Source organism: Aeromonas sp. 25-AL00135 (assembly GCF_054052385.1).
This window is the reverse complement of the sequence record NZ_JBSTYQ010000007.1, coordinates 105,384-128,979: the sequence shown is the minus strand read 5'-3', so window position 1 is coordinate 128,979 and position 23,596 is coordinate 105,384. Positions and strand designations below refer to the sequence as shown.

General features: G+C 57.2%; 28 protein-coding genes and 1 other RNA gene. 12 read left to right on the top strand and 17 right to left on the bottom strand.

Annotated elements, in window-relative coordinates; translation table 11 throughout:
* Window positions 1-8: 8 nt before the first annotated feature.
* From lfhA to rsmI, 9 genes are all read right to left on the bottom strand, one after another.
* Window positions 9-2,084, bottom strand: coding sequence for a lateral flagellar biosynthesis protein LfhA (gene lfhA / locus ACW5XC_RS08455; protein WP_042053509.1), 2,076 nt, complete (start codon window positions 2,082-2,084; stop codon window positions 9-11).
* Window positions 2,085-2,087: 3 nt separating this feature from the next.
* Entirely contained in the window at window positions 2,088-3,224 is a 1,137-nt protein-coding gene (flhB, locus tag ACW5XC_RS08450; protein WP_005336244.1) for a flagellar biosynthesis protein FlhB, read from the bottom strand.
* Window positions 3,221-4,003 carry a lateral flagellar biosynthetic protein LfiR gene (gene lfiR / locus ACW5XC_RS08445; RefSeq protein ID WP_005336245.1) on the bottom strand — a complete coding sequence of 261 codons (783 nt, stop codon included), beginning with the start codon at window positions 4,001-4,003 and terminating at the stop codon, window positions 3,221-3,223. Before lfiR ends, flhB begins: the two co-directional genes overlap by 4 nt.
* Window positions 4,000-4,269 (bottom strand): flagellar biosynthesis protein FliQ, encoded by a 270-nt coding sequence (fliQ, locus tag ACW5XC_RS08440; RefSeq protein WP_005336246.1) that lies wholly within the window; start codon window positions 4,267-4,269, stop codon window positions 4,000-4,002. Before fliQ ends, lfiR begins: the two co-directional genes overlap by 4 nt.
* A gap of 1 nt (window position 4,270) precedes the next feature.
* On the bottom strand, window positions 4,271-5,005 hold the full coding sequence (gene fliP, locus ACW5XC_RS08435) for a flagellar type III secretion system pore protein FliP (RefSeq protein ID WP_042053508.1): 735 nt from the start codon (window positions 5,003-5,005) through the stop codon (window positions 4,271-4,273).
* The gene (lfiN, locus tag ACW5XC_RS08430) at window positions 5,005-5,382 is read right to left on the bottom strand and encodes a lateral flagellar motor switch protein LfiN (protein WP_019444828.1); all 378 of its coding nucleotides are present in this window, start codon (window positions 5,380-5,382) and stop codon (window positions 5,005-5,007) included. The genes fliP and lfiN overlap by 1 nt, the downstream gene beginning before the upstream one ends.
* An 8-nt stretch (window positions 5,383-5,390) precedes the next feature.
* On the bottom strand, window positions 5,391-6,263 hold the full coding sequence (gene lfiM / locus ACW5XC_RS08425) for a lateral flagellar motor switch protein LfiM (RefSeq protein WP_178378370.1): 873 nt from the start codon (window positions 6,261-6,263) through the stop codon (window positions 5,391-5,393).
* A gap of 227 nt (window positions 6,264-6,490) precedes the next feature.
* Window positions 6,491-6,877: RNase P RNA component class A (gene rnpB / locus ACW5XC_RS08420), an RNA gene on the bottom strand.
* Window positions 6,878-7,033: 156 nt separating this feature from the next.
* On the bottom strand, window positions 7,034-7,867 hold the full coding sequence (gene rsmI, locus ACW5XC_RS08415) for a 16S rRNA (cytidine(1402)-2'-O)-methyltransferase (RefSeq protein ID WP_005336254.1): 834 nt from the start codon (window positions 7,865-7,867) through the stop codon (window positions 7,034-7,036).
* Between the two features lie 199 nt (window positions 7,868-8,066).
* Between rsmI and ACW5XC_RS08410 the strand changes: the two genes are divergently transcribed.
* From ACW5XC_RS08410 to dolP, 4 genes are read left to right on the top strand one after another with little or no spacing between them, the layout of a single operon-like run.
* On the top strand, window positions 8,067-9,854 hold the full coding sequence (locus ACW5XC_RS08410; RefSeq protein WP_042053506.1) for a penicillin-binding protein activator: 1,788 nt from the start codon (window positions 8,067-8,069) through the stop codon (window positions 9,852-9,854).
* The gene (locus ACW5XC_RS08405; protein ID WP_005355127.1) at window positions 9,796-10,167 is read left to right on the top strand and encodes a YraN family protein; all 372 of its coding nucleotides are present in this window, start codon (window positions 9,796-9,798) and stop codon (window positions 10,165-10,167) included. Before ACW5XC_RS08410 ends, ACW5XC_RS08405 begins: the two co-directional genes overlap by 59 nt.
* A 9-nt stretch (window positions 10,168-10,176) precedes the next feature.
* On the top strand, window positions 10,177-10,767 hold the full coding sequence (locus ACW5XC_RS08400; protein WP_005336275.1) for a D-sedoheptulose-7-phosphate isomerase: 591 nt from the start codon (window positions 10,177-10,179) through the stop codon (window positions 10,765-10,767).
* Window positions 10,768-10,771: 4 nt separating this feature from the next.
* Entirely contained in the window at window positions 10,772-11,350 is a 579-nt protein-coding gene (dolP, locus tag ACW5XC_RS08395) for a division/outer membrane stress-associated lipid-binding lipoprotein (protein ID WP_042053505.1), read from the top strand.
* A 43-nt stretch (window positions 11,351-11,393) separates the two neighbouring features.
* Here dolP and ACW5XC_RS08390 read toward each other — a convergent pair whose 3' ends face one another.
* The 8 genes from ACW5XC_RS08390 to zapE all read right to left on the bottom strand — a co-directional run bounded on the left by ACW5XC_RS08390 (window position 11,394) and on the right by zapE (window position 17,567).
* Window positions 11,394-11,819 carry a ClpXP protease specificity-enhancing factor gene (locus ACW5XC_RS08390; RefSeq protein WP_005336278.1) on the bottom strand — a complete coding sequence of 142 codons (426 nt, stop codon included), beginning with the start codon at window positions 11,817-11,819 and terminating at the stop codon, window positions 11,394-11,396.
* Window positions 11,816-12,445, bottom strand: coding sequence for a stringent starvation protein SspA (gene sspA / locus ACW5XC_RS08385; protein WP_005336279.1), 630 nt, complete (start codon window positions 12,443-12,445; stop codon window positions 11,816-11,818). The genes ACW5XC_RS08390 and sspA overlap by 4 nt, the downstream gene beginning before the upstream one ends.
* Before the next feature lie 87 nt (window positions 12,446-12,532).
* Window positions 12,533-13,267 (bottom strand): cytochrome c1, encoded by a 735-nt coding sequence (locus ACW5XC_RS08380; RefSeq protein WP_005336280.1) that lies wholly within the window; start codon window positions 13,265-13,267, stop codon window positions 12,533-12,535.
* Window positions 13,264-14,481, bottom strand: coding sequence for a cytochrome b (locus tag ACW5XC_RS08375; protein ID WP_005336282.1), 1,218 nt, complete (start codon window positions 14,479-14,481; stop codon window positions 13,264-13,266). The genes ACW5XC_RS08380 and ACW5XC_RS08375 overlap by 4 nt, the downstream gene beginning before the upstream one ends.
* A 2-nt stretch (window positions 14,482-14,483) precedes the next feature.
* Window positions 14,484-15,074 carry a ubiquinol-cytochrome c reductase iron-sulfur subunit gene (gene petA / locus ACW5XC_RS08370; protein WP_005336284.1) on the bottom strand — a complete coding sequence of 197 codons (591 nt, stop codon included), beginning with the start codon at window positions 15,072-15,074 and terminating at the stop codon, window positions 14,484-14,486.
* A gap of 295 nt (window positions 15,075-15,369) precedes the next feature.
* Window positions 15,370-15,762 (bottom strand): 30S ribosomal protein S9, encoded by a 393-nt coding sequence (gene rpsI / locus ACW5XC_RS08365; protein WP_005336286.1) that lies wholly within the window; start codon window positions 15,760-15,762, stop codon window positions 15,370-15,372.
* A 15-nt stretch (window positions 15,763-15,777) separates the two neighbouring features.
* Window positions 15,778-16,206 carry a 50S ribosomal protein L13 gene (gene rplM / locus ACW5XC_RS08360; protein WP_005336289.1) on the bottom strand — a complete coding sequence of 143 codons (429 nt, stop codon included), beginning with the start codon at window positions 16,204-16,206 and terminating at the stop codon, window positions 15,778-15,780.
* Window positions 16,207-16,472: 266 nt separating this feature from the next.
* Entirely contained in the window at window positions 16,473-17,567 is a 1,095-nt protein-coding gene (gene zapE / locus ACW5XC_RS08355) for a cell division protein ZapE (RefSeq protein WP_042053504.1), read from the bottom strand.
* Between the two features lie 140 nt (window positions 17,568-17,707).
* Here zapE and ACW5XC_RS08350 point away from each other — a divergent pair, with 140 nt between their 5' ends.
* The 8 genes from ACW5XC_RS08350 (at window position 17,708) to ACW5XC_RS08315 (ending at window position 23,596) form a co-directional block, all read left to right on the top strand.
* Entirely contained in the window at window positions 17,708-18,088 is a 381-nt protein-coding gene (locus ACW5XC_RS08350) for a YhcB family protein (RefSeq protein WP_005356646.1), read from the top strand.
* An 81-nt stretch (window positions 18,089-18,169) separates the two neighbouring features.
* Window positions 18,170-19,531, top strand: a complete 1,362-nt coding sequence (locus tag ACW5XC_RS08345; protein ID WP_005336295.1) for a Do family serine endopeptidase — start codon at window positions 18,170-18,172, stop codon at window positions 19,529-19,531.
* A 109-nt stretch (window positions 19,532-19,640) separates the two neighbouring features.
* A complete protein-coding gene (gene degS, locus ACW5XC_RS08340; protein ID WP_005336297.1) occupies window positions 19,641-20,765 on the top strand; it encodes an outer membrane-stress sensor serine endopeptidase DegS in 1,125 nt (374 codons plus the stop codon).
* A 314-nt stretch (window positions 20,766-21,079) separates the two neighbouring features.
* On the top strand, window positions 21,080-21,439 hold the full coding sequence (locus tag ACW5XC_RS08335) for a transcriptional regulator (protein ID WP_005355140.1): 360 nt from the start codon (window positions 21,080-21,082) through the stop codon (window positions 21,437-21,439).
* A gap of 17 nt (window positions 21,440-21,456) precedes the next feature.
* Window positions 21,457-21,822: an SFCGS family glycine-rich protein gene (locus tag ACW5XC_RS08330; protein WP_005355141.1), complete on the top strand. Its 366-nt coding sequence runs from the start codon at window positions 21,457-21,459 to the stop codon at window positions 21,820-21,822.
* Complete coding sequence (locus tag ACW5XC_RS08325; protein ID WP_042053500.1) at window positions 21,822-22,118, top strand: DUF4312 family protein; 297 nt, start codon at window positions 21,822-21,824, stop codon at window positions 22,116-22,118. Before ACW5XC_RS08330 ends, ACW5XC_RS08325 begins: the two co-directional genes overlap by 1 nt.
* A gap of 39 nt (window positions 22,119-22,157) precedes the next feature.
* Complete coding sequence (locus ACW5XC_RS08320) at window positions 22,158-22,934, top strand: DUF4311 domain-containing protein (protein WP_005341754.1); 777 nt, start codon at window positions 22,158-22,160, stop codon at window positions 22,932-22,934.
* 11 nt (window positions 22,935-22,945) lie between these two features.
* Window positions 22,946-23,596, top strand: a complete 651-nt coding sequence (locus ACW5XC_RS08315) for a DUF4310 family protein (protein ID WP_005355144.1) — start codon at window positions 22,946-22,948, stop codon at window positions 23,594-23,596.

The following is a 23,596-nucleotide window of genomic DNA, read 5'->3' as shown; positions in this document are numbered from 1 at the left end:
AACAGCAATTAACCAAGTGTACCAATTACCTCTACCCGTAACTCTTCCGGTATTTCATTATAAGAAAGCACTTTGAGTCCCTTTGAAAATGATCGGGCATAACGGGCTATTAACGGTCTCAGTTGCGGCATAACAACCAACACAGGGGCATGTCCCAACTGCTGCAACTGCTCCTTCACCAACGGCATATTTTGCTGCAATTGGGCCAGCAGTTGTGGATCAACCGGGAAGCTGTCCAGCTGGATTTTGCCCTGCTGTTGTGACTGATTCATTGCAGCCAGCAATGTCTGCTCAAGGCGATCATCCAGCGTAAACGTAGCCAGCACATCCCGATTACCAATGGCCTGCCGCACAATCTGGCGCTTCAAGGTACAGCGCACATCGGATGCTAGCAAGACAGGATCTTTGGTCAGCTCGCTCGCATCCAGCAGCGTCGTGGCAACGGTTCGTATATCGGTAAGACTGACCTGCTCCTTTAGCAATTGACGAAAAACTCTCAATTGCTGCATCTGGGTCAGCGCCAGATTCAGCTCTTCAGCCAACCGGGGGGACTGACTGGCTAGGTATTGGCCCAGCTTGCCAACTTCATCGTGACCAAACAGCGCATCAAGTTGTTCACGTAACAACTTGCTGGCGTGAGTGGCAATCACGGTGGCCGAATCCACCACCGAGTAACCAAGATTAAGGGCCTTGGCCTTCTGTTCAGGGGAGATCCAGACCGCACTCATGCCGTAGGCCGGGTCCTGGGTCAACTCGCCATCTAGCGCGCCATAGGTCTCACCACTGCTGATGGCCATCAAGCGCTGACAATCCACATTCCCCGTCGCTAACGCGACGCCGGACAGCTTGATCCGGTACTGATCCGGCTGCAATTGCAGATTGTCGCGCACCCGGATCTCGGGGAGCAGAAAACCGTACTGCTCGGAGAGGGTTTTACGGATCCCGCGCACCCGGGCAAGCAGTTCAGCCCCTTTATCCGTTTCAGCCAAAGGCACCAGACGATAACCAAGCTCGATGGCGACCGTATCAACTGGCGGCAAATCCTGCCACTCCAGTGCCTGCTGTTCAGGCTGAATCATTTGACGAGTCAGCTCTTGCGCTGCATCCAGATCCGGCACATTGACGGCTCGCTTGCTGACACTCCAACCTGTCCAGGCCAGTACAGCTGCGAAACTGAGGAATGCGAGCATCGGCATCCCGGGTACCAGACCCAGGATCAGCATGATGGTTGCAGAGGTATAGATAACGCGAGGGGATGCCAGGATCTGCTGACCAACCTGATCAGCCATCTCACCCTCATCGCTGACCCGAGTCACGATAATAGCCGCAGCAGTCGACATCAGCAGGGACGGGATCTGGGCAACCAGACCATCACCAATGGTCAGCAGTGCATAGCGCTGGAAGGCCTCCGCGACGGGCAAGGCATGCTGGAAGATACCGATGGCCAACCCACCCACCAGGTTGATGATCAGCACCAACATGCCAGCTATCGCGTCACCACGAACGAACTTGGAAGCACCATCCATTGCACCATAGAAGTCTGCTTCTCGTGCGATCTCCTCACGGCGAGCCCTGGCCTGATGCTGATCCATGGTGCCGGCATTCAAATCGGCATCGATGGCCATCTGCTTGCCGGGCATAGCATCCAGAGTGAAGCGGGCGGATACTTCCGAAATCCGCTCACCACCCTTGGTGATCACCACAAAGTTGATGATCATCAGGATCACGAAGACCACCAGACCGACGACATAGTTGCCACCGATCACCACTTCACCGAACGCCTGAATGACCTTACCGGCCGCTTCATGCCCTTCATGACCGTGCAGCAACACCACACGGGTAGAGGCCACGTTCAGCGACAGCCGCATCAGGGTGGCAACCAGCAACACAGTTGGGAATACCGAGAAATCGAGTGGTCTGCGGGCCGAGACGGATACCAGCAACACCAGTACCGCCAACACGATGTTGAAGGTAAAGAGCGCATCCAGCAGCCAACCGGGCAGAGGCAGGATCATCATGGCCAGAATGGCCAATAACATCAGCGGAATTGCGGTATAGGATTGGGTGAATACACGCCAGTTCACAACTTACCTCTCAGGTTGACGTAACTCGGGCGGTACATATAACGGGGCAAGAGGGGTCGGTTTCCTCCCCTTGCCTGCCTCATACGCCCTTAACTGCAATACATGGTTCAATACATAGGCAACTGCCGTGTACAGCCCTGCGGGGACTTCCTGATCCACCCTGGTCGAGTGATAGATGGCTCGCGTCAACTCGGGCAAGCTCATCACCATCTTGTCATGCTGTTTGGCGACCTGACGGATCCGCTCGGCCATGCTATCGACCCCTTTGGCAATCACGAAAGGAGCATTGGCACGAGCCGCATCATATTTTATGGCCACCGCATAATGGGTCGGGTTAACGATAATCACATCTGCCTGCGGTACCCGCTGCTCGATACGCGCGCGGGCAAGCATTCCCTGTACCTGGCGGATTTTGGCCTTGATCTCGGGACGCCCTTCGCTGTTCTTGTGCTCATCCTTGACCTCTTGTTTGGTCATCCTGAGCTGCTTGTTAAGCGACCAGCGCTGATAGGGCACATCCAGCACGGCAATCAGCATCTGAACGCTCCCCAGCAGAATAAATGCCTGGGAGAGGATCCGTAGCGCCTGCTCGAGGGCCGCCTGAGGGGGCATCCGGTTCATCATCAACAAGGAAGGCCATTGATGATTTAACATCAACGCCAGCGTGCCGCCGATCAGCGTCACCTTGAGCAGTGACTTCAGCAACTCCATCAGGCTGTTCTTGGAGAACATCCGCCCCAGCCCCTTCAAAGGGTTCATCTTCTCGCCACTGGGTAGCAGCTTTTTCCAGGTCAACGCCATACCGCCCGGCACTATGCTGAGCAACACCAGCATCAGAGCCAGAAAACCAAACAGGGGCAGCAGCACCCACAGCATGTTTATCAGCGCTTCACCCAACCAATGGATCATCATCTGCGGGTCACGGGCACCTTGCCAGTCAAAACGCTGCGGACGCTTCATCAACTCGGCAAAGAACTGGCCAAACCCCGGCACCATCCACTGCATCACCAACCCGCCAAGCAGCAGCAAACCGGCAGAACTGAGCTCTTTTGAGCGGGCGATCTGCCCCTCATCCCTCGCTTTTTGGCGTTTCTGGCTGGAGGCCTCTTCGGTTTTGTCCTGTGCGCTGTTCTGACTCATGCCGGGGTCAAGCCTCGCAGCTGTTCAAGCACATGGGTCACCAAATCCAGATAACGGGAGGGCACACCACTGATGGAGAGCGCCATGGTGAGCAACCCGAGCAACAGGGTCATGGGAAAACCGAGGGAGAAGATATTGAGCGAAGGGGCGGTCCGGTTCATCACCCCGAAGGTCAGGTTAACCATCAACATGGCAACAACGGCAGGCAACGTCAGCAACAGGGCGGCACCGATAGACCAGCCAAACAACCCGATCACACCTTTCATATCGATCAGATCCAGAGATGAACCCGGCGGCCAGCTACGCAGGCTCTGCACCAGAATATCCAGTACCACCAGGTGGCCATTCAGCCCCAGAAAGAGCAAGGCGCAAAACACCATCATGACCTGACTGATGATAGGGGCTGAATCCCCGTTGACCGGATCATTCATCACCGCCATCGCGAGCCCCATCTGCATGGAGAGGATCTGCCCCGCAGTGGTCATCACCATATAGAGCAGCTGGACACACAGACCAAACAGCAAACCAAACAGCAGCTGCTCCACCGCCAGGACCAGCGCACCGGCACTGAAAGGATCGACAACCGGCATATCCTTCATCATGGGGGCAAGCAGCAGGCTGATGATAAACGCCAGCATCAGGCGAACTTGCGCAGGCACCCGGGTATCCCCAAAGACCGGCATCACCCAGAATGCCATACCGATCCGGATAAACGGCCACCACCACTGTCCCAACCATGCGGTCAGGTCAGCAGCACTGAGGGACAGCAGCGAATTCATCCGATAAACCCGGGAATTTTAAGAAAAAGATCCTGGAACAAGGTGGTTATCTGCGACAACAGCCAGTTACCCGTAAAGATAAGGGTCATCAGAGTCACGATAAAACGGGGAAGAAAACTGAGCGTCTGCTCCTGGATCTGGGTGGCCGCCTGAAAAATACTGACCACCAAACCTACGATCAGGCCCGGTACAATCAGCACCGAGACCATGGTCACCACCAGATTGACCGCGCCACCAACCAGGGCAACGCTCTGCTCAGGGGTCATATCAGCCTCCCCCACCAAAGCTGGCAGCCAAAGTGCCGACGGTCATCGACCAGCCATCAACCAGCACAAACACCATCAGTTTGAAGGGTAAGGAAATGATCAGCGGTGAGAGCATCATCATCCCCATCGCCATCAAGACGCTGGCGACCACCAAGTCAATCACCAGAAAGGGGATAAACAGCATAAAGCCAATCTGAAATGCGGTATTCAACTCACTCAAGACAAACGCGGGCAACAGCACACCGAAAGGCACATCCTCTTTGGCGACCGTAGTTGGTTCGCCAGAGATGCGCAGCATCTGCTCCAGATCCGGTTCACGGGTCTGGGCCAGCATGAATTTGCGCAGGGGTTTTTCTGCCTTGGCGATCCCCTCTGACAGGGTTATTTCATTCTGGTCATAAGGGACAAATGCATTTTGATACATGTCCGTCCAGACCGGACGCATAATCACCACAGTCAGGATGAGGCTGATGCCGATCAGCACCCGGTTGGGAGGGCTCTGCTGCAAGCCAAGTGCCTGTCTCAATATGGCCAGTACGATGATGATCCGGGTAAAACTGGTCATCATCAGAAACAAGGTCGGGAGCAGACCCAGCAGGGTCATGAAGAAGAGGATCTGCAACTTGATGTTGTAGTCCTCGCCCCCTGAAGCGCCTGGCGATACCGAGAACAGGGTCATGTCCGCCCCCCAGCCGGGCAGCGAAAATAACAGCAGCGTCAGCAGCAAATAGCGCATCAGTCGTCCATGCCACCCAGCAGGTTGGTATCGATAACATCGACCAGGCGCAGACCATATTTGCCATTCACGACGACGACTTCGCCCTTGGCAAGCAGACGGCCATTCACCCGCACATCCAGCGGTTCACCCGCCAGCTTGTCCAGCTCAATGACAGCCCCCTCCTCGACGCGCATCAAATCGCCGAGCGGCACTTCGGTACTGGCCACTTCCAGCGTCACCTTGACCGGGATCTGGCGAAAGAAGGATAGATCCCGCTGTTTGCTGCTACTGGTGGGGGCCAAGTAGTCTGCAGCGCTAGGCATGCTGATGTCGTCACCAAACAGTTGATCCAGTCCATCCAGATCCAGCGGATCATTCATATTGTGCTCGCTCATGATTCAATTTACTCCTCTACAACCGTCGCAACCTGATAGACCAGGCTGCCTTTGTGTTCTGCGATTCGTCCACTGAAGCAGGGACGGCTGCCAATCAGTGCTGGCACCACCTCAGGCAGGTCCAGTGACAGCACATCACCCACCTTGAGACACTCAAGATCCGCCAGCGTCATGGACAATTGGCCCATCACCACCCGCAGACGAACCGGGACATGAGTCAGAGCCTGTTCCAGCTGACCTTCCGGCAGGGAATGACTGACCTGAGAAATGGACTCCTCGGGGGGAAGCAACCACATCTGCCAGTGATGAGTGCAATTACCTGCCTGCAGGATTGCCTGCGTGGTCCAGAGCTGACGGTGGGCGATGGAATCACGTGGCACGACATGCAACTGCCACTTCAGATCCCCCAACCCCAGACAAGCACACCAGATATCAACCTGATACTGGCAAAGCCGCAATAACAGCCGCTGTTCGGTATCGGTCAACCCTTTGCCAGACTGAACATGCTCCTCTTTTTGCTGCAAGGTGCCGCCGAAAAAGAGGACCGCAAGACGATAGATGACCAGAGGTGCGATCGAGAAATAGACGGCGCGCTGTGGTTCAAGCGGACTTCTCGCCTCGACCCAGATATGAGCGTCATCTATCTCTGCCGGACCGGAAAAGGCGAACTCGCCATAATTCAGTTCGCACTCAGCACTATTAAACAGCTGGGCCATACAACTCGCAGCTTGCAGGGAAAATGTGCTCAACTGGCCATTGACCTGCTTCAAACGGGCGTGGTTTAACCGCTCGACACCCAACAGATCATAATGAGGCAGGGTTCTGCCCCGTTCTGCGCTAAGCAGCCGGGAAGGTGTGAGCATTGCGCTGCTTGATGACATTAATAATCCACCTTAACCATTTCATCTCGCCTTACTGCCACAGGGTCGCTCATCAGGCCAGCAGTGTGATAGATACAGACAGTCCAGCCGACGTATATCGACCAAAAAGGGTGAGAACTTTATTACAAATTCCAGAAAGCCGCCATGCGGTGCATCTCGGCGTGAATAATAAAAATCCCGGTGCCGTTAGGCACCGGGATTTTAGCGTGACGGTTCACGCGGAATGAGGTCGGAGTCGGCCTGTAAGCCGGGTTCTGTACCGGGTTGCCCCGGGTAGCAATCATTCCTCTAGGCCAGCAATCGCTCGCTGGCTCAAGCAACCTACCCGCCCCCAACGCGGGCCGCGCCAATAGGGGCCTATTTGGTCTTGCTTCGGGTGGAGTTTACCGTGCCACGAACTGTTGCCAGTCGCGCGGTGCGCTCTTACCGCACCCTTTCACCCTTACCTGATCCCTTGCGGGCCATCGGCGGTCTGCTCTCTGTTGCACTGGTCGTAGGCTCACGCCCCCCAGGCGTTACCTGGCACCCTGCCCTGTGAAGCCCGGACTTTCCTCCCCTCCGCCCGTCTGTCCCGAGGGACACAACGACGAAGCAGCGATTGCCCAGCCAACTCCGAGGCGCGGATTATAGCCTTGCGATACGCACGGGGTAAACCGGCAATTCCCGTTTACAGCCATTTATCGCGCTTTGGCCCCCGTTTACAGGCTGACTGATTGTCGATACAAGGGATTGCTCAGGTCAAAAAACAGTCTGACGACCTATTAACCGACTCAATAGTGCTCGAGACCGTATTTATAGAGGGCATTCTTCTTCACGCCGTGGATCTCGGCGGTCAGGGCGGCCGCTTTTTTCAGTGGCAGTTCGGTCACTAGCAACCCAAGGGTACGGATCGCTTCTGCTGGCAGATCCTCTTCCTCTTTGGAGGCGCCAGCCACGACCAGCACGATCTCGCCGCGGCAGCGGTTGTCATCCTCACCAAGCCAGGCCAGCATCTCGGAGGCTGGCAGACCATGGATCGACTCGAAGGTCTTGGTCAGCTCGCGGCACACCACCACCTGACGCTCGCCGAGAATGCGAGCAATCGCTTCCACTGTATCCTGCACACGGCGTGGGGATTCGTAGAACACCAGCGAGCGGGTGTCTTCAATAACGGCTTGCAGGCGATCGTCACGCCCCTTGCTCTTGGCAGGCAGGAAGCCCTCAAAGGCGAAGCGATCGGTGGGCAGACCGGCCGCGCTCAGGGCGGTGATGGCAGCACAGGGACCGGGCAGCGGCACCACCTTGACCCCGGCTTCACGACAGCGGGTGACCAAGTGATAACCGGGGTCGCTGATGAGCGGAGTGCCGGCATCGGAGACCAGCGCAACACTCTTGCCCTCTTTGATCCGGCCGATCAGTACATCGGCCTTCTGCTGCTCGTTGTGATCGTGCAGGGCGAAGGTCGGCACCGAGATTTGGTAGTGGCTGAGCAGGATACCGGTATGACGGGTATCTTCGGCGGCCACCAGATCGACACTGCGTAAAATGTCCAATGCACGCTGGGTGATGTCCGCCAGATTACCGATCGGAGTGGGGACTATATACAGGGTTGGGATGTCACTCATGGGATCTCCGAGTGCCCCGACAATTGTGTCGCCATATTGGCCCGTTTACACTATGGGGAACTTCAACACTGGTCGGGGAATGAACTTGAACCGGGTTACAAAGCAGCTAAGTGTATCACGACTCTTCGGCATCATACTCGCGGCAGTACTGCTCGCCGCCTGTGCGTCGGAGCCCAATCAACCGTCAGGGCAGTCAGGCATGCCCTCTGCGTTCTCCAATCTGACCAAGAATGCCCAGTGGTATCTTGAGCAGGTGGACCCCGCCAAGCCGGCCGAGGCCTTTACCTGGCAGATGCTGGCGGCACGCAGCTATCTGGCGCTGGGCCAGGCCAAACCGGCCTCGGCACTGTTCCAACAATTGCAGAAGCAGGCCAAGGATCCCGTTCAGAAGACGCAGTTGCAACTGCTGCAAGCCCATCTGTTGCTGGCGCAAGGCCACGCCAATCAGGCGCTGATCCTGCTGGAAGGCAAACCCGAGGTGGTGCTGGATGCCGATACCCAGAAGGACTGGTATCGCCAGCGCGTGGTGCTGCAGCTCGACATCAACAACAAGTTTGGCGCAGCCAAGTCGTTGATTGCACTGGAGCCCTACCTCAATCAGAGCGAGCAGGCGACCAACCATCAGCAGATCTGGTCGTTGCTCAAAAGCATGACCCCCTCCACCCTGCAAGCGCTGGAAGAGGCTCCGGCCCCTGATGTGACCACCGGCTGGTTGCGACTGGCGGCACTGGTCAACGAGTTTGGCGCCCAGCCGAACCTGCTGGCCCGCCAACTGGCAGGCTGGAAGCGCGACTTCCCCAACCATCCGGCTCAGAAGGATATGCCGGCAGGATTGGGCGATCTGGCGGCCACTGCCAGCACCTCGGTGCAACAGATCGCAGTGCTACTGCCCCTCTCCGGCAATCTGGAGCCACAGGGCGCCGCCATCCGTAACGGTATGCTGATGTCTTATAAGGAAAATCAGGGGCAATTCACCCTGAACTTCTACGACACCCAGAGCAAGTCGACCGGCGACCTTTATAAGCAGGCGATTCAGGAAGGGGCAGACATGATCATCGGCCCGCTGCTGAAAGACAGGGTCGAGGAGCTGCTCAAGGCCAATCCGACCGTGCCGGTACTGGCGCTCAACGAGCTGGACAAGCCGGTCGTCAACGACACCACCTACTACTTCTCCCTCTCTGCCGCCGCAGATGCCGCGCAGGCAGCCCAATACCTCTACACCCAGGGCTACCGCAAACCGCTGCTGATCGCCGCCCAGGGGCGGATCGGTTACAGCAGTATCAAGGCATTCGAGCAGAGCTGGGCCACCCTGAGCCAGGATAAGCCGGTCGTTGCCACCTTCGGTGCCCGCAACGAAGTACAGGGGATGGTCAAGAATGCCCTGAGCGGCCGCTCTAGCGCCCGTGCTGGCGAGGTAGTGCAACTCTCTGATGCCTCACCGCGCAGCATCGATGCCGTTTATGTGGTGGCCAACAGCCTGGAAACCCGGATGATCAAGCCCTACGTGGATGTCTCGGTCAATCCGATGGGCAGCCTGCCCATCTACACCAGCTCCCGTGGCTACGACAGCGCAGCCACCGAGGTCGCCTCCGAGCTCAACGGCATGCATATCGCCGATATGCCGCTGCTGCTGGGCGGCTACGAGAAACAGCGCGAGCAGATCGCCCTGCTCTGGCCGCAGACTCAGGGTGACCTGCTGCGTCTGTTTGCCATGGGCTACGATGCCGTCAGTCTGGCTGAGAACCTGCAGCAGATGCGCAAGGTGGGCGGCATGCAGCAGGCCGGCATGAGCGGTCAGCTGAGCGTCGATGCCCAGGGCAATATCGTACGTATGCTGAGCTGGGGTACTTACCAGAACGGCAAACTGGTCGACGAGAACGCCGTTCAGCAACTGGAGGAGCCCTCCAATGAAGGAACTATGGAAACGGATGCGCCAGCAGTTGCCGAGCCTGTTCCCCTCACCAACGAGCAAGGGACAGCACTTTGAACAAGTCGCTGAACGCTGGTTGCAGGCCCGGGGCCTGCAACCGGTAGCTCGCAACTACCGCTGTCGTGGCGGTGAAATAGATCTCATCATGCACCAGGGCCAGACCCTGGTGTTTGTTGAGGTGCGCTACCGGGCCACCGGCAGCCATGGCGGGGCCGCCAGCTCGGTCACCCGCAGCAAACAGCACAAGATCATGCTGGCAGCGCGCCACTATTTGAAGCAACATGCCATCAACGAGGCCAATCAGGCCTGCCGATTCGATGTGATTGCGTTCGAAGGCGACCAGCCAGCCTGGATCCAGAACGCATTTTAAGAGGACCCTATGACTGACCGCATCAAAGAGAACTACACCGAAAGCATCCAGACCAAGATAGCCGCCGCCGAGGCGCTGCCGGATGCCATCCATACTGCAGCCCAGATGATCACCATCTGCCTGCTCAATGGCCACAAGGTGCTGGCATGCGGTAACGGTCCTTCTGCCGCACTGGCGCAACTGTTCATCTCCGAGCTGGTCAACTGCTACGAAACCCAGCGCCCCTCCCTGCCCGGTATGGCCCTGACCCCGGACATGGCGACCATCAGCGCCATCGCCACCGACCACGGTTTTGAAGAGGTCTACGCCAAGCAGATCCGCGCGCTGGGTCAGCCTGGCGACATTCTGGTGGTCATCACCACCTCCGGCCACAGCCGCAGCCTGATCAAGGCCGCCGAGGCTGCCCTCTCCCGTGACATGACCATAGTGGTGCTGAGCGGGGGGGACGGTGGCGAAATGGCTGGTCTGCTCGGCCCGAACGATGTGGAGATCCGTGTTCCCTCCGCCCGTCGCCCTCGCATTCTGGAAGTGAACCTGTTGACCCTGCACTGCCTGTGTGATCTCATCGACCAGACTCTTTTCCCGCAACAGGAAGATTGAAACCATGAAAAAGCACACTATCCTGCTCGGTCTGCTGGTTAGCACCCTGCTGCTGCAAGGCTGCGCAGCCCTGGTTGTTGGCGGCGCCGCAGGGACTGCCAAGGCCTCTGGCGATCGCCGAACGCTGGGCGCGCAATGGGATGACCAGACCATCGAGCTGAAAGCGGCCAATCTGCTGGCCGACAACAAACCGCTCAGCGCAGCCAGCAAGATCAGCGTCTACAGCAACAATGGCCGCGTCCTGCTGGTCGGCCAGACACCTTCTGACGTTTACAAGATTGAGGCGGGCAAAATTGTCAGTCGCATCGAAGGGGTTCGCCACGTCTACAACGAATTGCGCATCGGCCAACCTGTCAGTTTCACCACCCGCAGCAATGACTCCTGGATCACCTCCAAGGTGAAAGCCGATATGTTCGGCACCAAGAACTTCGACAGCACCAAGGTCAAGGTGGTCACCGAGAACGGCGAGGTGTTCCTGATTGGTCTGGTGACTCGCCAAGAGGGAGAGCAGGCAGTCAACATCGCCCGCCATGTCACCGGCGTGAAGCGCGTGATCAAGGCCTTCGAATTCGCCCAGAACTAAGCTCGACCGCACATAAAAAAACGCAGCCAATCGGCTGCGTTTTTTATTTGATCACCTTCAGGGTCGGACGACCGCTTGGACGCGGCGGTTCCGGCTCAGGCTCCACCGGCGCTTCAGCCTGCTCCAGCCAGATATCGTAACCCGGCTCGGGCGGGAACATGGTGCCCACGCCGTTCTCCCGGGCATGGATAGCCAGCACTGCCGCCATCGGGATGTAAACCTGCTGGGAGACGCCGCCAAAGCGGGCACTGAAGCTGATAGCCTCGTTATCCATGTGAAATTGCATCACGGCTCGGGGTGCGATATTCAGTACAATTTGCCCGTCCTGAGCAAACTGCATCGGCACCATCACATGGGGAATGTTGACGTTGACCACCAGATGAGGGGTCAGATCGTTGTCCAGCAACCAGTCAAAGAACGCCCGTAACAAGTACGGGCGGCTCGGTGTCATTGTCGGTTCCATGCTCATACGCCAGCACGGATCTCGCGTTCGGCTTCGGTCAGGGAAGCCTGGAAGGACTCACGCTCGAACAAACGAACCATGTAGGCCTTCAGCTCTTTGGCGCCACGACCGGTCAGGTCGATACCAAGACTCGGCAGACGCCACAGCAGCGGTGCCATGTAGCAATCCACCAGACCGAACTCTTCGCTCATGAAATAGGGCATTTCACCGAAGATCGGCGCGATGGCCAGCAGGTTGTCACGCAGTTCGTTGCGTGCCGCTTCAGCATCGGTACCGGCCATGATCTTGTCGGCCAATGAGTACCAGTCCAGTTCGATGCGGTGCATCATCAGACGGCTGTTACCACGGGCAACCGGGTAAACAGGCATCAGGGGCGGATGCGGGAAGCGCTCGTCCAGATACTCCATGATGATGCGCGAGGTGTAGAGTGCCAGCTCACGATCAACCAGGGTCGGTACAGAGTTGTACGGGTTCAGCTCGGCCAGCTCATCCGGCAGATTGGCTGGATCAACCTGGCAGATATCCACGCTAACACCCTTCTCCGCCAGGACAATACGCACCTGATGGCTGAACATATCGTTGGCACCGGAAAACAGCGTCATTACCGAACGCTTATTGGCAGCTACAGCCATTGAACCCTCCCGTCATTAAAAAGCAGAAACGGCAATGAAGCATCTTGGTCTTCATTGCCGTGCATTATATTACCCGGATCTGGTCGCTTAGTGAACGTCGCGCCAGAATTCCTTCTTCAACAGCACAGTGAAGATGAAGAAGATCACGATGAAACCAAGCACCCAGAAGCCCATGCGTTCACGCTCCTGTTGTACCGGTTCAGCCGAGTAGACCAAGAAGTTTACCAGATCCAGTACCGTCTGATCATACTCTTCATCATCCATTTCACCATTACCGTCAGATTTGATGCTGACAACCTGCTGGGTTTCCACTCCGTCGACCGTGTGAGTAGCGAACTCTGCACGGGGGGTTCCCTGCAACGGCTCCAGCACATGGGGCATGCCCACGGACGGGAACACAGCGTTATTCACCCCGAACGGACGGGTCTCATCCACGTAGAAGGAACGCAGATAGGTGTAGATCCAGTCTGCACCGCGCACCCGGGCAACCAGCGTCAGATCGGGGGGCGGCGCACCAAACCACTTGGCGGCATCCTTCTCTGACATTGCGCTCTTCATCAGATCACCGACCTTTGCACCGGTGAAAATCAGGTTCTCTTTCATCAAATCTTCGGGGATCCCGAGATCTTCTGCGACCCGGTTGTAGCGCTGATACTGGGTGGAGTGGCATCCGGCGCAATAGTTCATGAAGGTGGCCGCGCCGCGTTGCAGCGATGCCTTGTCACTCAGATCGTAATTGGCTTTGTCCAGATGAACAGCTCCGCCACTTGCAAATACCAGAGATGGCAGCAGGGTCAGCACTGCAAATATTATTCTTTTCATTTAAATGTCACCCTCTCCGGCAGCGGCTTGGTGCTTTCATTCTTGCTATAGAAGAACAGCAGGACGAAGAACCCGAAATATCCCAGTGAACAGATCTGGGCAACCAGCGTCAACGTTGGCGTCGATGGCAGCACCCCCAACACCCCCAGGATGATGAAGCAGACCACAAACTGGGCAATGTTCAGCTTGTGCAGCATGCTGCGATAACGCACCGAGCGCACCTTGCAGCGATCCAGCCACGGCAGCAGGAACAGCACCACGATGGAGAGACCCATCATGATGACGCCAAGCAGCTTGTCCGGCACCGCCCGCAAAATGGCGTAAAACGGCGTGAAGTACCACACAGGGGCAATATGCTCCGGAGTTTTCAGACCGTTGGCCACTTCAAAGTTCGGCTTCTCGAGGAAGTAACCCCACATATCCGGCTTGAAGAAGATGATGGCGCAGAAGAAGAACAGGAAGCCTGCCACACCGATCATATCCTTGACGGTGAAGTAAGGGTGGAACGCCACCGCATCCAGCGGCCAGCCGTTTTCATCTTTGTGCTTCTTGATGTCGATACCGTCCGGGTTGTTGGAGCCTACTTCGTGCAGCGCCAGAATATGCATGGCAACCAGCATCACCAGCACCAGCGGCAACGCGATGACGTGCAGCGCAAAGAAGCGGTTAAGGGTCGCACCGGAGATCACGTAGTCACCGCGGATCCACAGGGTCAGATCGTCACCGATGACCGGAATGGCGCCAAACAGCGAGATGATGACCTGTGCCCCCCAGAATGACATCTGGCCCCAGGGCAGCAAGTAGCCCATAAAGGCCTCTGCCATCAGCACCAGGAAGATCAGCATGCCGAAGATCCACAGCAGTTCACGAGGCTTCTGATAAGAGCCATAGATCATGCCGCGGAACATGTGCATGTAGACCACGATGAAGAATGCAGACGCGCCGGTTGAGTGCATGTAACGCAGCAGCCAGCCATACTCCACATCGCGCATGATGTATTCCACGGAGGCAAACGCACCTTCCGCGGAGGGGTTGTAGTTCATGGTCAGCCAGATACCGGTGATGATCTGGTTAACCAGCACCAGCATGGCCAGCGAGCCGAAGAAGTACCAGAAGTTCAGGTTCTTCGGTGCCGGATACTTGGCCATGTGGTCGTTGTACATGGCCGTGAGCGGGAATCGATAATCGATCCAGCCCATCAGTTTACTCAACATGGTCAGGCCTCCTTGCCATCGGCACCGACCTGGATGGTGGTGTCATTAATGAATTGATAGGGCGGAATGACCAGGTTCAGCGGTGCAGGCACCCCCTGGAACACACGGCCGGCCATGTCGAACTTGGAGCCATGACACGGGCAGAAGAAGCCGGACGTAACGCCCTGCACCTGCTCGCCAAAGCTATCAGGCAGATAGGAAGGTGAACACCCCAAGTGGGTGCAAATACCGACCGCGACAAAAATTTCGGGCTTGATCGATCTGTACCCGTTATGGGCATAGTCAGGCTGCTGCGGCTCTTCAGATGAGGGATCCCGCAGCTTGTCATCATGTGCAGCCAAGGCATCCAGCGTCTGTTTGGTGCGTTTCACCACCCAGACAGGCTTGCCTCGCCACTCGACACGGATGAGCTGACCCGGTTCCAACTTGCTGATATCGACTTCAACCGGCGCACCGGCTGCTTTGGCCTTGGCGCTCGGATTCCATGACTTTATAAACGGCACTGCGGTAAACGCAGCTCCTACCCCACCAACGGCAACCGTTGACCAGGTAAGAAATCTGCGGCGACCGGTATCAACTGGCGCATTGCTCATCCAAAAACTCTCCCATGTGGACTCCGCACATTCTTATAGTGTCCCTGTTCCCCATTTTTCCCGTGACAACAGCGGCGGAAGCTGGATTTACAATTGCCACAGAAAACAGGGGAAATTTTAAAGAAAAGATAACAACTTGACAAGAAAGAGCGGTGAGCAATGAAAACAATAAAGAAACAATTTTTTGTCTTTTGTGACGCGTGGTTAGCATTGATGTCGGTAATATTACCAATAAAAAAAGCCTGGCGGTTGCCAGGCTTTTTTGACACTCGAAAGAGTGAGTACCAAAAGCGAATTAACGCTTGGAGTACTGCGGACGCTTACGAGCTTTGTGCAGACCAACTTTCTTACGCTCAACCTTACGGGCATCACGAGTAACAAAGCCAGCTTTACGCAGTTCGGAACGCAGGGTTTCGTCGTACTGCATCAGAGCACGAGTGATACCGTGGCGGATCGCACCAGCTTGACCGGAGATGCCACCACCGTTAACGGTGATGTACAGGTCCAGTTTCTCGGTCATCTCAACCAGTTCCAGCGGCTGACGAACTACCATGCGGGCAGTCGGACGGCCGAAGTACTGCTCCAGGGAGCGCTGGTTGATTACGATCTTGCCGCTACCCGCTTTGATAAATACGCGAGCAGTGGAGCTTTTGCGACGGCCGGTACCGTAGTATTGATTTTCTGCCATGTTGCCAGTTCCCGATTAGATATCCAGTACTTGAGGTTGCTGAGCAGCATGAGCATGCTCGGCGCCTGCGTAAACTTTCAGTTTACGGAACATGGCACGGCCCAGAGGACCTTTCGGCAGCATGCCTTTGACGGCTGCTTCGATTACCATTTCCGGTTTACGCTGAATCAGCTTGTCGAAGCTGATTGACTTGATACCACCCGGGAAACCGGAGTGAGCGTGGTACATTTTGTCGGTAAATTTCTTACCGGTTACGTGTACCTTCTCAGCGTTTACAACGATGATGTAATCACCGGTGTCAACGTGCGGAGTGTACTCAGCTTTGTGCTTACCACGCAGACGAGCAGCGATCTCGGTTGCGATACGACCCAGAGTTTTACCTTCTGCGTCCACAATGTACCAGTCACGTTTTACGGTTTCTGGCTTGGCAACGAAAGTTTTCATTAAGTTAAACCCAATTACCTGTTACAGACCCAATTGCTTATGGGGGCTCTCCCACAAACAACAAACGATGGCCTACCTGTACCCCTTCGAATACAAGTAAAGCTTAAAGTGTTGCTGTCTTATCGACAGCTGTAACGTGGGCCGGGCGATTATAAGTGAAGTTGCCTTAAATATCACCTGCTAATTTCACTGCCATGAAACCAGCAAATGTCGCCCGGCCCTACCTGCCGCAGATGCCCATCCGACTGGCAGGCGCGGTATTGTGACTAAGGAAGGTGCACTCTGGCAAGGTATTCGTGCGATTGCATTTCCTGAAGCCGCGAAAGACAGCGTTTGAATTCAAAATTCAGCAGCCCTTCGCCGTAGAGTTCTGTCATGGGAACCGCCGCCGACATGATGAGTTTGACGTGCCGTTCGTAGAACTCATCTACCATGGCAATGAAGCGGCGAGCCGCGTCATCCGTGCCTGTGCCCATTGGTTGCACATTGGCCAGCAGAACAGTATGGAACAGCCTGGCCAGCTCGATATAGTCGTTCTGGGAGCGGGGAGTACAGCAAAGTTGCTCAAATTCCATGTAGAGCACCCCTTCCCCCATCCCGAGCGACGCCAGCTGACGATGATTGACCTCGAACGTCCCCTCGCAAGCCGTGTGTCCGCCGGTTAATTGCTGAAAATAGCGGTCAAGATTGGCTTTTGCCTGCAAATCCAGCGGGCAGTGATAAATCTCGGCTTGTTCCAGCGTACGCAGGCGATAGTCGATACCACCATCCACGTTAAGTACCTCACAATGGCGCTCGATCAGCTCGATAGCAGGCAGAAAACGGGCTCGCTGCAGCCCGTTGCGATAAAGATCCTGCGGCGGAATATTTGAAGTGGCGACCAGCACGACACCGTGACCAAACAGCTCCTGAAACAGCGTTCCCAGCAACATGGCATCGGTGATGTCGGAGACAAAAAATTCGTCGAAACAGATGATGTCTGTCTCGCTGGCAAGCTTGCTGGCCACCAGCTTGAGGGGATCGGACTGCCCGCTCAACCCCTGCAGTTCATCGTGAATGCGGTGCATGAAGCGGTGGAAATGGCTGCGCATCTTGCGCGTCCCAGGCAGGCTGTCGAAAAAAGTATCCATCAGCCAGGTCTTGCCTCGGCCCACTCCGCCCCACATATAGATACCGAGGACGGGCTCCGGCGGCTTGGGCTTTTGCAGCCAACCCAGCAGCCCTCGAGATCTGGTCGGAGTCGGGCGCCGTAGCAAATCCTGATACAGTCGCTCCAGCCTGCTAATGGCCATCCCCTGCGCGGGGTCGGCCACAAAGCCGGGGCGCAGCAGATCCTGCTGGTATTTTTGCTGCGGTGTCATCCTTGAGCGCCTCTCCAAGTCCCTGAATCGAGGACAAAATGGTATCACGGCCTCAGGACGCACGGTATAGTGCCATCAAGGCATGGCGGTTATGACGACCGCATAAACCCACTCTGTTTTAGCTGTAACAAGGAGCATCTATGAGTCTGTTAACTGGGATCCTGCTGGCTGTCGCGGCCTTGATTATCGGTATCGTTCTCGGCCGTTTTTCGGTGCGTAGCCGCGATGCTGGCCGTCTCGAACAGGAACTGAAGAAGGCCCACAAGGAGCTCGAGAGTTATCAGGGCCAAATCAACACCCACTTCGCCGACAGCGCCGCCCTGATGGAGCAACTGGCCGAGCAGTATCAGACCCTCTATCGCCACATGGCCGAGCAGAGCAAATTCCTGGCCAAGGCGCAGGAACCGCTGTTCCGCGAGTCATTGGTAGAAGAAGCCCCTGCCAATGTGGCAGAAGAGCCGGGCGTTCCGCCTCGCGACTATGCTGGCGCCTCTTCCGGACTGCTCAAGCAACCAAACTAGTTCCTCGCGGAACTAATTGGCCAGTCCCGTGGTCTGACCTTGACGATTGCAATGCAACTTTTTCTGGGAGCTGTTTTTCATATGCGTAAACCTCTTTCCATGCTCAGTGTGCTAGCCCTCAGTGTCGGTATCGCCATGTCTGCGGCCCCTGCTCAGGCTGCACTGCCTTCCCTGTTAGGTTCAAATCAGGAGATGCCAAGCCTGGCGCCTGTTCTCGAACAGGTCACCCCGGCGGTGGTCAATATCTCGGTTTCTGGCAAAAAAATTACCCGTCAGCGTCTGCCGGAACAGTTCAAGTTCTTCTTCGGCCCCAACATGCCCGATGAACAGGTGAGCGAGCAGCCATTCCAGGCACTCGGCTCCGGTGTCATAGTCGATGCTAAGAAGGGTTACGTGATCACCAACGCCCATGTGGTTCACGAGGCGGACGAGATCAAGGTCAACCTGAAGGATGGTCGTGAGTACGCGGCCAAGAAGATCGGTGAAGACAAGCAGTCCGACATCGCCCTGCTGCAAATCAAGGCCGAGGATCTGGTGCAGATCAAGTTTGCCGACTCCGACGAGCTGCGGGTGGGTGACTATGCGCTGGCCATCGGCAACCCGTTTGGTCTGGGTCAGACCGTCACCTCCGGTATTGTCAGTGCGCTGGGTCGCAGCGGCCTCAACATCGAGAATCTGGAGAACTTCATCCAGACCGATGCGGCCATCAACTCAGGTAACTCCGGCGGCGCTCTGCTCAACCTGCGTGGCGAGCTGATCGGTATCAACACCGCGATTCTGGGCCCGAACGGCGGCAACATTGGCATCGGCTTTGCCATCCCTTCCAACATGGTGCGGGATCTGACCGAGCAGATCGTCAAGTACGGTGAAGTGCGTCGCGGCCAGCTGGGTATTACCGGCACCGAGCTCACCTCCGACATCGCCAAAACCTTCGGTTACAACAAGAAGGATGGTGCCTTCGTCAATCAAGTCATGCCTGATTCGGCGGCCGACAAGGCGGGCATCAAGGCAGGCGATATCATCGTCAGCATCGATGGCAAACCGGTTCGCTCCTTCGGCGAACTGCGTGCCAAGATTGCCACCATGGGCGCTGGCAAGCAGGTCGAATTGGGGCTGATCCGCGATGGCAAGTCACAAACTGCCAAAGTGACCCTGAAGCAGGCCGATGACAGCGAAGTACGCGCCAGCGCGCTGCATCCGGCACTGGAAGGGGCCAAGCTGAGCACCACTACCGATCCGGTCTCCGGTGTTGCGGTGGCCGACATTGATCCTCGCTCTCCGGCAGCCGCTTCCGGCCTGCAGAAGGGTGACATCATCATCGGGGTCAACCGCCTGCGCATCAACACCCTGGGCGAGCTGACCAAGGCGCTCAAGAACAAGCCTGATGTGCTGGCGCTCAACATCCAGCGCGGCGACTCCTCGCTCTATCTGGTGATCCGCTAACGCTCAAGTTGTTCGCCAACGCCTCTATCACCCGCGGCCTTCACCGCGGGTGATTTTTATCCATCGATAGTGTTATTCTCTGCGCGCAGCCTGTACGGATGAGAATGACATGAAAATCCCCCCTTTAGTCAGTTACTTGGGCAAGTCTGTCGGTTTTGGATTGACCGTCGCGGCGCTGCTGTTGCTACTGTTTCCCCATTTTCGCGGTGGTGCCCAACTGCCCGGCATCATCACCAATGCCCGTGAACTGAGTTTCTCCTATGCCGCTCATCGGGCAGGCCCTGCCGTCGTCAACATCTACACCCGCAGCTTTGCCCCCAATCAGGGCAATCAAGGGGAACTGCGCCCGCAAGGGCTGGGTTCCGGCGTCATCATGAATCAGCGCGGCTATGTGCTGACCAACTACCACGTCATCGCCGATGCCGACCAGATCATCGTCGCGTTGCAGGATGGCCGGGTCTTCAGCGCCGAGCTGGTCGGCACCGATCAGCTCACCGACCTCGCCGTGCTCTATATCGAGTCAGACAACCTGCCAGTGATCCCGCAGGATCCGGAGCGACTGCCAGAAGTGGGGGATGTGGTGCTCGCCATCGGCAACCCCTACAACGTCGGCCAGACCATCACCCAGGGCATCATCAGTGCGACCGGCCGTACCGGCCTCTCCAGCATGGGGCCCGACAGCAATGGCCGTCAGGATCTGCTGCAGACCGATGCCGCCATCAACGAGGGCAACTCGGGTGGCGCGCTGGTCAACGGCCGTGGCGATCTGGTGGGTATCAACACCGCCACCTATCACCTCAACGGCAATCAGGAGAGCTACGGCATCAGCTTCGCCATCCCCTACCGGCTGGCCAAACGGATCATGGATGAGCTGATCGCCAACGGCCGGGTGATCCGCGGCTACCTCGGGATCTCCAGCGTCGAGATCAACCCCATAGTCGCGCGGATGATGAACCTCGGCGACCTGCGTGGTCTGGTGGTGGAGAGTCTGGATCCCAACGGCCCGGCGGCCAAAGGCGGCCTGCAGCGAGGGGATGTGCTGCTCAAGATCAACGGAGAGGCCATCAGTGGCGTACGCAGCGCCATGGACAAGATTGTCGAGAGCCGCCCCGGCACCAAGCTGACCATCTCGGTATTCCGCTCCGGCAAGCCGCTGGAAGTGGTGGTCACCATAGAGGAAGACCTGCGCTATCAGCAGAGAACAGCCAGCTCGAGCGCCGCATCGGCCAGCTAGCGTCACTCCTTTTTATGAGAAGGGCGGGAAACCGCCCTTTTCCATATCTGCCCTCTCGGCAACGTCTCTTACCGTGAGATGACTCACAGTTTCCCGCAACGCTTGCCCTGCTCCCGCCACCCGATTTGTGCGCAACCGATCACACAAAACCGGTCCCAATAAGCACTCTTTTTGTCTTTTCAGTATCCAAACGCTCACTTTGGGGCCATTTCTTCAGGAATTTCCGCTTCGAATCGGAAAAACGCTGCCTCCTCCACATCGACGCGCAGGCTTAGGGTAACGCCATACCTTCTGCCAGCCTTGGAGAGCAGACATTGCAAACAGAGACTCACGACCAGACCCTGACCCCGAACAGCCCGGAGTTGCTGCGCCAGACCGATCATATCCTCGCGCGCATTTATCCCCTGCTGGCCGAACAGGGCATCATCCCCAACGAGGTGCAACGGCAGATGCTGGCCTCCCATGTCAAAGCCATGGTGTGGCGCTCCCACAGCGGCGAGCCCCTGCCAGAAGTTGACCTCAGCCTGTTTGAAGAGATCTCCCCCCTCTCACTGCGTCTCGCCGAACAGGTCGTCAGCTGGCTGGATCAGCTTGCTTATGAGGAGGCACACCTCTTGTCCGTCCATTTTGAAGTCGCCAAAGAAAACGAACTCAGCTCGGTGCAGAACCCGTAACTCAAGGAGAAATCGATATGACAGCCATCAAACTCGTGATTGGAGACCGTCTCGGCAAGGGTCAGAAAGTGGGCGCAGGCGCGGAAGCCGCCGGGGCCAACGTGACCATCATCCCAGGCATGGCCGCTGACATGAAGCTCGGCGACGTGATGAACAAGGAGCAAGCGGATCTCGGCATCTCCTTCTGCGGCAGCGGCGGCGCCGGTGCCATCACCGCCCAGACCAAATACGGCTACAAGTGCCGCTACGGCATGCGCTCTGTTGAAGAGGGCGTCACCGCCATCAACGAAGGATGTGTAGTGCTGGGCTTCGGTTTCATGGACAAGGAAGAGCTGGGCCAGAAGCTGGTCGAAGCCTTCGCCAAGAAGCACGGACGCGCCTGATGAAAGAGAACTTCACCACCCAGGTCATCGTCAACGGCAAGGGGACGACACGCCAACAGGCGTTTGCCTCCGCCCTCAGCCAGGTGCAACCCACACTGCTCAAGGACAACCAGCAGGTACTGCTGCGTATTGAGCCGGTCGATGTACAGGTGCTCAAAGCCGAGGAGTCGGTCCGGGTGGAGAAGTTCCTGTTCTTCTTCCTGCCGCGCCAGCGCCGCGAATACCGCGTCCAGCTGGAGATCAAGGTTCAGGTCACCAGTCTCGACGTCGCCAGGGTGACGTTCACCCAGGTGTGATCTCCTGACCGGCACCACCCCACAAGAAGGATACGTTGGATGTTTCTAATCATTTTTATCAAGTCACTCATCATTGGCGGCCTGGTTGGCGTCGGGGTGGGGGCCGGCGCGGCGCGGATGTTCCACGCCCCGACCGTACAGGGCATGGGGGCCTTCCGCACCCTGGGCGAACTCAACTCCTGCGAAGGGGATCCCGCTTCCCACTTCTCGTTTGGTCTGGGCTTCTTCTTCAACGCCTGGGCCTCGACCGTGGCGGCCGGCGCCTTCACCCAGGATGTAGATCACCGCATCATCCCGCACTGGGCCACGGCGGCACTGCTGTTCAAAAATCGGGATCTCGCCACCACCCTGCACGACCCGAAAAAGATGGCCATCGCCGGCGGCATCATAGGTGCCATCGTGGTTGCCTTCCTCAACAGCACGGCCGCAGCCGTGCCGGCCGCCCTGCAGGTCACTGCGGTCAAGGTGCTGGTACCGGCCGCCAACCTGCTGGTCAACACCGTCATGCCGGTGATCTTCTGGTTGGCCGCCATCGAGGCGGGCAAGAAATCCGGTTTCTGGGCCACCATCTTCGGCGGTCTGGCACAGCTCATCATGGGCAACGCGGTACCGGGTCTGGTGCTCGGCATCCTGATCGGCAAGGGTGTGGAAGAGAGCGGTTGGAACCATGTCACCAAGGTGATGATGGCAGCCATCGTCCTGCTGTTCGTGCTGAGCGGCTTCTTCCGCGGCTTCGACATGAAACTGATTGAATCCTTCCATATGGGCGTCCCCCTGTGGCTGGAAAACGTCCATAACCTGCTGAGCGGCAAATAAGGGGTCACACCATGGATGAGAAATTGAAAAACAACTTCTGGTATGCCGACTGGTCATTCCCCATCTTCGTCGGCCTGCTCTCGGCCGGGGTCTTTGCCGGTACCCACATGTTCTATCTGTACGGGGTTGGTGCCTTCAACGAAGTAGCCTTCGTCGCCATGCTCAAGGCCGGGATGGACACGGGTGCCTATGGCGCAGTGGCGGCCTTCGGCGCCAGCTTCCTGTTCGCCCGCATCATCGAGGGATCCCTAGTGGGGATCCTGGATATCGGCGGTGCCATCCAGACCGGGGTTGGCCTCGGAGTGCCAGCTCTGCTGCTGGGGGCCGGCATCGTCTATCCGGTGGAGAACTTCGGCGCCTCGCTGGCAACCGGTATGGGGATTGGTCTGGCCATCGGCTACGTCATCATTCTGGCGCGCAAGTTCACCATCAACCAGAGCAACTCCACTTACGGTGCTGACGTGATGATGGGTGCTGGCAACAGCTCTGGCCGCTTCCTCGGCCCCCTCATCATCCTCTCCGCCATGGGCGCCTCCATTCCCATCGGTATCGGTTCCCTGCTGGGGGCACTGCTGTTCTACGTGTGGGGCAAGCCCATCACCGGCGGTGCCATTCTGGGAGCCATGCTGCTGGGTACCTTCTTCCCGGTCGCCCTTGTGTAA